This window comes from Mycoplasma elephantis ATCC 51980 (assembly GCF_000687815.1).
GTDB classification, from domain to species: domain Bacteria; phylum Bacillota_I; class Bacilli_A; order Mycoplasmatales; family Metamycoplasmataceae; genus Mycoplasma_H; species Mycoplasma_H elephantis.
The window spans coordinates 57,671-66,957 of sequence record NZ_JHXU01000004.1 but is presented as its reverse complement, the minus strand read 5'-3'; the positions used below and the strand labels follow the sequence as shown (position 1 = coordinate 66,957).

The window sequence follows — 9,287 nt, the reverse complement described above, 5'->3', positions numbered from 1 at the left end:
AAAAAACTCTTGCAATTATATTGCTATACAATTCTGCATTTCTTGTATTATCAAAATATATTAAAATACCATTTGTTTCTGACAACTTTATATTATTGGTTTTTTCAATTCCTGAAATATAACTTTGAGCTATACATGTTATTGTATATTCATTAATAAGATTTGTTCCGGCACCCATTTTAGCAATTATTTTATTATTTATAAACTTAATGCCTTTACTAAATGTTTCATTAATGTTTTTTCTATTCTTATTTATTCTTAATAACGAATTCAAAAAATTTGTATCTGAAGACCTTGTATTAGCTCATTTTTGGTATAGTGGATTCATGCTCATAATTTATATTATTATAACAAATAGTATATTGATTTGCAATACATAAAAAGCCTAGTAGTTGTCTAGGCTTTTTAATTAAATTGTTCCGGTTGTTGGTATTGGTGTTTTCTCTAATAATTCTAATAATGGTTTATACATAATTATTAAAGCATCACATTCAGCATCAGTTAATTTTGATCAATCTTGTTTTTGAATGTCTTTTAATTCTTGTTGAACAGGTATATTCAATGATTTATTTGTTTTTTCTAATATTTCCATATATTTATCAAATAATTCTTTAGCTTCTTTTTATTTAGGACTCAAGTTTTCACATGATACCGCAACAATTGGTAATGTTGCTAGTGGTAACAATGATAGTGTAAATATTATATTTTTTTTCATAATTTCTCCTTTTAAATTTTTATTTTAAAGTATCCCATATATATATATATATATATATAAATTATGAATAAAAATATGAAAACAATTTCATATAGAAATATTGGAAAGATATATTAGCAATATATTTGCAATACATAAAAAGCCTAGTACTCATCTAGGCTTTTTATGTATTAAATTATTGTTTTTTATTTTTTTTCAATAATTCAAAATCTTTTTTACAATTATTAATTATTATTTCACATTGAGAATCGTCTAATTTTGATCAATCAATTTTAAAGTATTTTACTCACTCGATTTCAGGTTCTCCTAATTCTTCAAGTTCTTTAGCAAGTTTATCAAATAATTCTTTAGCTTCTTTTTGTTTAGGGCTCAAGTTTTCGCATGATACCGCAACAATTGGTAATGTTGCTAGTGGTAACAATGATAGTGTAAATATTATATTTTTTTTCATAATTTCTCCTTTTTTCCTTTATTTATAGTATATACTAGATAAATATAAAATATATTATCTTGTTAAACAAGATGATGGGTTACTTAAATCGTATCTATTTATTCATTATTTAATGTTGAAAAATACTCTTGGTTAAAATTCAAACCAATATTTTTTATTTCATCAATTTCTATTTTTTTATTAGCTAAAAAACCTATTACATTTCCCGCAATATTTTCATTTGTTTTTTCGATAAATAATTCATTATTTTTAATTAATAAATTAGGGAATTGCATTAAAAGATCTTCTTTAATATCATTTAATTTGCTCATATCCTTAATTATTATTTTTTTATCATATTTATCATTTTTCAATTTATCTTCAACCGAGCAACTTTCAATAACCTCTCCATCTTTTAAAATGGTGAATGAATCAATGTATTTTTCGAGCTCTAATAAAATATGTGAAGATAAAAATATTGTTTTACCTTGATTATGCAATTCTTTTAGATTTTCATAAAGTTCAATTCTTGCTGAAGGATCTAAGTTTGCTGCTGGCTCATCCAATATTAATATTTCTGGATCATTAACTAAAGCTTGCATTAACATAACTTTCTTTTTTTGTCCTGAAGACAATTTAGAAGCAGGTTTATCAAATTCAGGTGTATCAAAATGGTAATGTTTTAATAATGCTTGTGTCTTTTCCTTTGCTTTTTCACTAGAAAGTCCTGACATTTCTGCGAAATGGTATAAATATTCTTTTATTTTAATATGTTTAGGAAAAATACATACTTCTGGTATATAGCCAATACTTTGTCTTGAGCGGTAATCCTTAAATGAAATTCCGTTAATAAATATTTCGCCCTTAACATCTGGGTAGAAGCCTAAAATTGACCTAAATGTAGTAGTTTTTCCAGCACCATTATTACCAATAAATCCATGAAAAGAACCCTTAGATATAGAAAAACTAATATTTTTAAGCGCATTCTTGTTTTTAAACTTTTTATTTAAATTCTTTATTTCAATAACATTTTCCATTCTATTCTCCTAAATTATTAATTGTTTTTTACAATAGATATAATTTCCAAAACCTAGCAATATTGTAGAAATAATAATTAGTATACTTAATGATATGTATCAAGTTAATGGTGAATACACAGTTACTTGTAAATGTGATGATGCATTATCTTTTAATGTATTTATTTCTTCAATATCAAAGAAAGAATTAAAAACAATATTTTTCATAAAACTTTTTTGATTAATGAATATATTTTGAGTTTTATTATTATGGTCCATGTATTTAAAAAGAGTATACACTTTTGTACTATTAGATATCATTTCTAGGGCATTATATAAATTTTGTAACGCATTTTGTTTATGAATTAATAAATCAAATTCTGGAGAGTATTGTGGTATTTTATTTAATATTTCATTTCTTAACTCATTAATTTTTTCACTAAATTTGTTTGGCTCATTTTTATAATCAATTTTCTTAATTTCTTTTCATTTTAATTTTAAATCCAAAATTATTGTTTCAGTAAATATATCGGGCATTTCCTTTCTTAAAAGATCTAAGTTTAACTCATTATTTTTTATATTTTCAAAATCTGAATTATTTAATAGATTTAATAGATTAACATAATCATTTAAAATCATTTGTAATTCATTTACATAATTATAAAAATTATTATGTTTATTAATAAGGTTTTGAACAGTTGTATTAATTAATGTTGAATAAAATAAGTTTGAATAATTTTGTCTTACAAAATCCATTAGAATTTTGTTTAAAATTTCATTACCATCAAATACATTCATTATTTCATAAGTATTCAAATTTTCAATATCAAATGCCAACTTATTATCTTTTATATTTTTATCTATTTTATTTATTACCTCATCTCAAAATGCATTAATATTTGCTTTTATTGAATCAGAATCAAAACCACTTAAATTTTCATCAAGATAGTAGGGGGCAAAAGCTGATTGTATATTTTTTGAGTGGATATTTAAAACATATTGATAAGAATTATAGTTATTATATTTTTTACTAAATTCCGTAAGTTTTTTATCAAGTAATTTTTTGGCATCATCTTTCTCTGTTTTTGTTTTATTATTATCAAATAATATGTTTTTTATTTTATCAATCTCATTAAATTCTTGATCATTAATTGTGTAAAAATTTTGTTTTAAAGTTAATAACTTATTAATATCATTTTGAGAAAATTGAACTGGATTTAATGAAAAAGTTAAGTTTTTATTTTCATTTATATCATTATAAAAAGCATTAGCAATTGCGTAATAGTAATTTGTAATATCGAAATAAACTAAAAATTTATTTAAATTTAATATTATATTTTGAGTTGGTGACGTTTTTATTTTTTTGTATTCACTAATATATTGATCAATTACTTTGTTTTTTGAATTTTGTTCGTATTTATCAAAAATATGTACCGAGTTATTGGAAATAATACTAGTAACTTTATATTTATTTTGTTCTTGAATTAACTCATTAACATCATTATTATTTTTTTTAATAAAATTAGTTGAAGAACTTATATCTTTTTTAAAAGTTGTTTTCGTAATTGTTGTTGCCATATTGTTAATTATTGATATAGGAGCCATTATTAAAAATGGAATACCAATAATTATAAAATTAAATAATTTTTCATTCGTGAATGTTGAAAAAAATGAACCCATTGAGCTAAAAAACATTGATATTAAAACGCCTGCTAACAACATTAATAAATAAAACATAAAATATATATTTATTTTTGAGCTAAAAATAAAAAATGAAAACGATAATATTTCACAAATTCATAATATGGTAATTGATATTATTGAATAAAAAAATGCGATAGAAAAATTTGTATAAAAAATAGATTTTCTATTTATAGGTTTTGTCTGAATTATTAAATTTAATCCATTTTTTTTATAGGTATAGTAAATAAATGAGCATACATAAAATGTTAAAAAAACACAAAAGAAATAAAATAAATTTTGTGAAATATCAAATAAACTTTTAAACATTTCTTCTTTTGCCATATCATTTTGTGACCCTATATTAAATAAGAGTGTTGATACAACTCCTATAATTATTTGGATGACTAAGACGCTAGCAAACACAATTCACGTCGCCACACTTCTTAAAAACATTTTACTTTGTATTTTAAATAATGCCTTCATGTTTTTCCTTAAATAAAATTTTTATTTTTAATATTATATAAATTATAATTAATAATAAATTTAAATATAAAAGGAGAATATATGAAAAGTAAATTTAATGAAAATAATTTAAGAAATGATTTTTATGAAGAAGTTAATAATGAATGACTTAAAAAAGCAAAAATTCCTGATGATAAAAATGGGACTGGTGGTTTTACAGAACTAGATATGAAAATTGAAAAAAAAATCATGAAATTTGCTGATAATTTGTTGTTAAATATAGATAATATAAATGATAATACTATTAAGAATTTTTGTAAGTTTTATAAAATAACTTCAAATCATGAACTAAGACAAAAAAATAAAGGTACTGAACTTTACAACTTGATTTTAAGTGAGTTTGATAAATTAAATAGTTATGATGATATTATTAAAAATTATAAAAAATTAGAATACATGGGAAGCATGTTACCTATTCAATTTGGTATTTGCCAAGATTTTGTGGATAATACAAAACAAGTATTAGCAATGGGTCACCCTGATTTAATTTTACCTGATAAAGATTATTATTTAGATGAGGCAAAAAAAACACACTTGTTAAATGCTTATAAAGAAATGATGATTTTATTATTAAAAAAATTGGGATTTGATAGCATAAGAGCAAATAAAGAAGTTGAACAAGCCATTAAGTTTGATGAATTATTAATTGATATGGCTAAATCAAGTGTGGAAAATGCGGATTATGTAAAAAGTTATAACGTTTTCAAATTAGATGATTTATCAAAAAAATCAAGTATTTTTAATATTAAAGAACTTTCTAAAAAGTTGATAAATAAACCTTGTGATAGTATTATTGTAGATAATCCTCGTTTCATTAATGCTTTAGAAACAATATATACAAAAGATAACTTCCATTTATTTAAATCTAGAATGATTTCATATTTTATTCAATCTCATGCATCATTCTTATCTGATGATTTTAGAAGAACATTGCAAATTTTTACAGCCGCAATTACGGGAACTAAAAAAATTAAATCACGTAAAAAATATGCATTTTATTTAGCTAGTGGATTATTTAATATGCCATTTGGAGTCTATTATGCAAAAACTACTTTTGGCAAAGAAGCTAAAGCTAACGTTGAACATATGGTTGATAATATGATTAATGTTTATAAAACTCGTTTACAAAATAATGATTGATTATCAAAACAAACAATTGATAAGGCAATAACAAAACTCTCTGCTTTACAAAAGAAAATCGGGTACCCTGAAGAGTATGAACCATATTATGATAAATATGAAGTTATTGATAATGATGACTCAACCATTTTAGAAAATATTCTTCATTTTAGAAAAATTAAAACAGATTATATTTTTAATCAATATTTAGAACCAGTAAATCAAAATTACTGAGAAATGTCACCCGCTATGGTTAATGCTTATTTCCATCCTTTTAAAAACGTCATTGTATTCCCTGCCGCTATTTTAGATGAACCATTTTATTCATTAAAATATAATTCAAGCGCTAATTATGGTGGGATAGGTGCTGTAATAGCTCATGAAATTTCTCATGCCTTTGATAATAATGGATCACAATTTGATGAAAAAGGAAATTTGAACAATTGGTGAACAAATGAGGATAGAATTGAATTTGAAAAAAGAGCAAAAGGTGTAATTGATTTATTTGAAGGGCAAGATTCTCCATATGGTAAATGCAATGGTAAACTAACTGTAAGTGAAAATATTGCTGATTTGGGTGGATTTGCATGTGCATTTGAAGCAGCAAAAATGGAAAAAGATTTTGATCCTAAATTATTTTTCTATAATTGAGCAAATGTTTGAAGAAGTAAATATAGACAACAATATGGTGAATTATTATTAAAAAGTGATGTTCATGCACCAACAAAATTAAGAGCAAATATTCAAATAAAAAATCATAATGCTTTTTATGAACTTTTTAACGTTAAAGAAGATGACAAAATGTATTTAGACCCTAAAAAAAGAGTAATTATTTGATAACATGAATTAATAAATATCTTTATTAATTCAACAAAAAATAAAGAAAAACAAATTATTATGTTTGTTTTTTATTATTTTAATTAATTATTAATATAATAATATGTTTCAAATTTATTATTTTTAATATATAATACTAATGCAATTTTTATTGCCTCTAGCTAGTGGGAGAATTATTCGCTAGTACCACATATATTGAAAGGATATAAATTATGGCAAAAAAAGAAGTTGTCCGTGTTGCAAAATTGCAATTTAATGCCGGACAAGCAAAACCTGGTCCAGCTTTAGCTGGTGTTGGAATCAACATGCCTGAATTTACAAAAGCTTTTAATGATGCAACTAGAGATCGCGGGAATGAACCAGTTCCAGTAGAAATTACTGTGTACAAAGATAAATCATTTGATTACAGATTATTTACTGCTCCTGCGAGCTTTAAATTATTACAAGCAGCAAAACTAAAATCAGGTAGTGCTAATTCAAAAACTACAATTGTTGGAACTATTACAAGTGCGCAATTACGTCAAATAGCTGAATACAAGTTACCAGACTTAAATACAGATAATGTTGAGGCTGCAATGAAAATTATTGCGGGTACAGCAAGAAATATGGGGATATTAATTGAAGGTTTAGATGATATAGAAAAAGCAAAAGCTGAAGCTCAACAAGCAGCTAAAGAGGCTGCAATAGCACAAGCGCAAGAAGAAAAACTTGAACAAGAAGCGAAGGCTGCTGCTGAAGCTAAAGATAAACCAATTGAAGTTGTTACACACTCTGATATAGAAAAAGCTAAGAAAGAAAAAGAAGCAGAGGAAGGTAAATAATGGCTCATATAGGTAAAAAATTAATTGAAGCAAAAAAACTTATTGATGCAAACAATATTTATCAATTGGATGAAGCTATTGAATTAGCTATAAAATCATCTTATTCAAAATTTCCTGGTTCATTAGATTTGGCGTTTAAATTAAATCTTGATGTACGTAAAGCTGACCAACAACTAAGAGGCGCTGTTGTTCTTCCATATGGAACAGGAAAAAATGTTCGTGTATTAGTTGCTACGGATAATCCTACAAATAAAAAACTTTGTGAAGATGCAAAAGCTGATATTATTGTGGATGCATTAGAACTTGAAGCTTTACTTAAAGAATCAAAATTAGATTTTGATGTTATGGTAGCAGAACCTAAAATGATGCCTTTATTAGGTAAATATGGTAAAAAATTAGGACCCAAAGGTCTTATGCCAAACCCTAAAACAGGAACTGTTACAACAACACCTGATAAAACAGTTTTAGAACTTAAAAAAGGTAAAGCAAATTATAGGACAGATAAAGCTGGTATAGTTCATTCATCGATCGGTAAAACAACAATGAAAAAAGATGAATTAGTTGAAAATGCGAAAACATTAATTGCAACAATTAAAAAACTAAAACCAGCAGCTGTTAAAGGAACATATATTCAAAACCTAACTGTTTCTGCAACAATGGGACCAAGCGTAAAAATTAAAATAGATTAATAAAAACTAGCATTTGCTAGTTTTTATTTAATTTATCATAATTTTCATTTATATATTTTATATTTATCTGTATATTGAAATCATCTTCATTATATATGCTTCAAATTAAACAATAAAAATTAACAATGATTTTATATTTTATATATTCGTCTTCATCATAATTTCCATATGCTTCTAAAAATAGTTTTTCTTGCTTTTCATCTAACATTAAATTACTACAAAAATATGCGATATCAAAATAATGATTATTTAGGGAAGCATACTCAAAGTCTATTAATCTTACATTATCATTTACATCAATTAGAATATTGCTTGAATTTAAATCATTATGACATAGGCTATCTGGTTTTATATTTTTTATTCATTTCATAATTTTATTAATTTTAATTTCATCAAAAATAATTAATAAGTAATTCATAATAAATTTATTATTATTTAAATAATAATTAATTAGATCATATAATTTGAATAAATGTTCACATTTCTTTATTTTATGTACATTTTTTATTATTTTAGCAATTTTAATTAATCATTTTTTTGACTTTAAATTTACGATTTTATTATTAATTTTTTCACTAATAATATAGGAATCATTTTCAAAAATTATATTTTGAGCAAATTTAAACATATTAAAATAAGACTCATCTAATAAATAATTAAAACTGTTTTTTACTTTCTTTTTTATTGCAAGATTATTGAATATTGTTATTTTTTTATCCTCATTTAATATTCGCTCAATCTCTTTACTATACGTACTTATGTAGGCCATGTTTTTAAATTCATTTTCTATATATAAAAAATCATCAAATTCTTTTTTTGATAAATTAAATTTATTAATAAGTATATTTTTTTTAATCCCAAAATTTTTATACAAGCAGACTATATCAAATGCCTTATTCGATTTTCTAACTCATTCAAAATCAATAATCTTAACTTCGTTATCTTCATTAACTAAAACATTCTTTTTATTTAAATCCATGTGACATACATCATTAAAAGTATTTTTATATTTTGAAATTAAGTCATTATATTTTTTGTTACCTGTTCCATAATAATAAAAATCAACTTTTGGCAAATTAATTTTTAACTCATTTAGTTTTTTTACTTCATTTATTAAATTATTTATTATCCTACTATTTAATTTTACTTTTTCTAATGTTTGACCATCAAATCATTTTCTTACTAAAATTCCATTTTTATAATAAATTACATCATCTACTGTTTTTAGAAATTTTTCTTCAATTTCATGATTTACAATTTTATTATTAGGAATTCTAATTTGAACTTTTACATTATCTAAAAATCCAATATATGTTGTATTATGAAATCCTTTGTATTCCAAAGATATATTTTTTATTTTTTTATCTAAAAAATCAAAATTATTCATAAAATAATTATATTTTTTTATTAAATAAATTAATTGAAAGTATGAGAGATTAACAATAATAATTAATA

The 9,287-nt window shown here is 23.2% G+C and carries 10 protein-coding genes; 3 read left to right on the top strand and 7 right to left on the bottom strand.

The features are described from left to right. The 6 genes from T380_RS0101580 to T380_RS0101555 form a co-directional block, all read right to left on the bottom strand. On the bottom strand, positions 1–328 hold a 328-nt coding region (locus tag T380_RS0101580; protein ID WP_027334182.1), incomplete at its 3' end, for a hypothetical protein. Positions 329–409: 81 nt separating this feature from the next. Next, positions 410–592 (bottom strand): hypothetical protein, encoded by a 183-nt coding sequence (locus T380_RS0101575; RefSeq protein WP_027334181.1) that lies wholly within the window; start codon positions 590–592, stop codon positions 410–412. 30 nt (positions 593–622) lie between these two features. Further along, complete coding sequence (locus T380_RS04490) at positions 623–715, bottom strand: variable surface lipoprotein (RefSeq protein WP_281171074.1); 93 nt, start codon at positions 713–715, stop codon at positions 623–625. Between the two features lie 175 nt (positions 716–890). Beyond that, complete coding sequence (locus tag T380_RS0101565; protein ID WP_027334180.1) at positions 891–1,166, bottom strand: hypothetical protein; 276 nt, start codon at positions 1,164–1,166, stop codon at positions 891–893. A 98-nt stretch (positions 1,167–1,264) separates the two neighbouring features. After that, complete coding sequence (locus T380_RS0101560) at positions 1,265–2,182, bottom strand: ABC transporter ATP-binding protein (protein ID WP_036436785.1); 918 nt, start codon at positions 2,180–2,182, stop codon at positions 1,265–1,267. Between the two features lie 9 nt (positions 2,183–2,191). After that, entirely contained in the window at positions 2,192–4,327 is a 2,136-nt protein-coding gene (locus T380_RS0101555; protein ID WP_027334178.1) for an ABC-2 transporter permease, read from the bottom strand. An 81-nt stretch (positions 4,328–4,408) separates the two neighbouring features. Here T380_RS0101555 and T380_RS0101550 point away from each other — a divergent pair, with 81 nt between their 5' ends. From T380_RS0101550 to rplA, 3 genes are all read left to right on the top strand, one after another. After that, the gene (locus tag T380_RS0101550; RefSeq protein ID WP_027334177.1) at positions 4,409–6,325 is read left to right on the top strand and encodes a M13 family metallopeptidase; all 1,917 of its coding nucleotides are present in this window, start codon (positions 4,409–4,411) and stop codon (positions 6,323–6,325) included. 209 nt (positions 6,326–6,534) lie between these two features. After that, on the top strand, positions 6,535–7,143 hold the full coding sequence (rplK, locus tag T380_RS0101545; RefSeq protein WP_027334176.1) for a 50S ribosomal protein L11: 609 nt from the start codon (positions 6,535–6,537) through the stop codon (positions 7,141–7,143). Continuing rightward, positions 7,143–7,832, top strand: coding sequence for a 50S ribosomal protein L1 (gene rplA / locus T380_RS0101540; protein ID WP_027334175.1), 690 nt, complete (start codon positions 7,143–7,145; stop codon positions 7,830–7,832). The genes rplK and rplA overlap by 1 nt, the downstream gene beginning before the upstream one ends. A 16-nt stretch (positions 7,833–7,848) precedes the next feature. On the opposite strand, the gene T380_RS0101535 is transcribed toward rplA, so the two are convergent. Continuing rightward, positions 7,849–9,219, bottom strand: a complete 1,371-nt coding sequence (locus T380_RS0101535; protein ID WP_027334174.1) for a phosphotransferase — start codon at positions 9,217–9,219, stop codon at positions 7,849–7,851. Positions 9,220–9,287 lie beyond the last annotated feature (68 nt).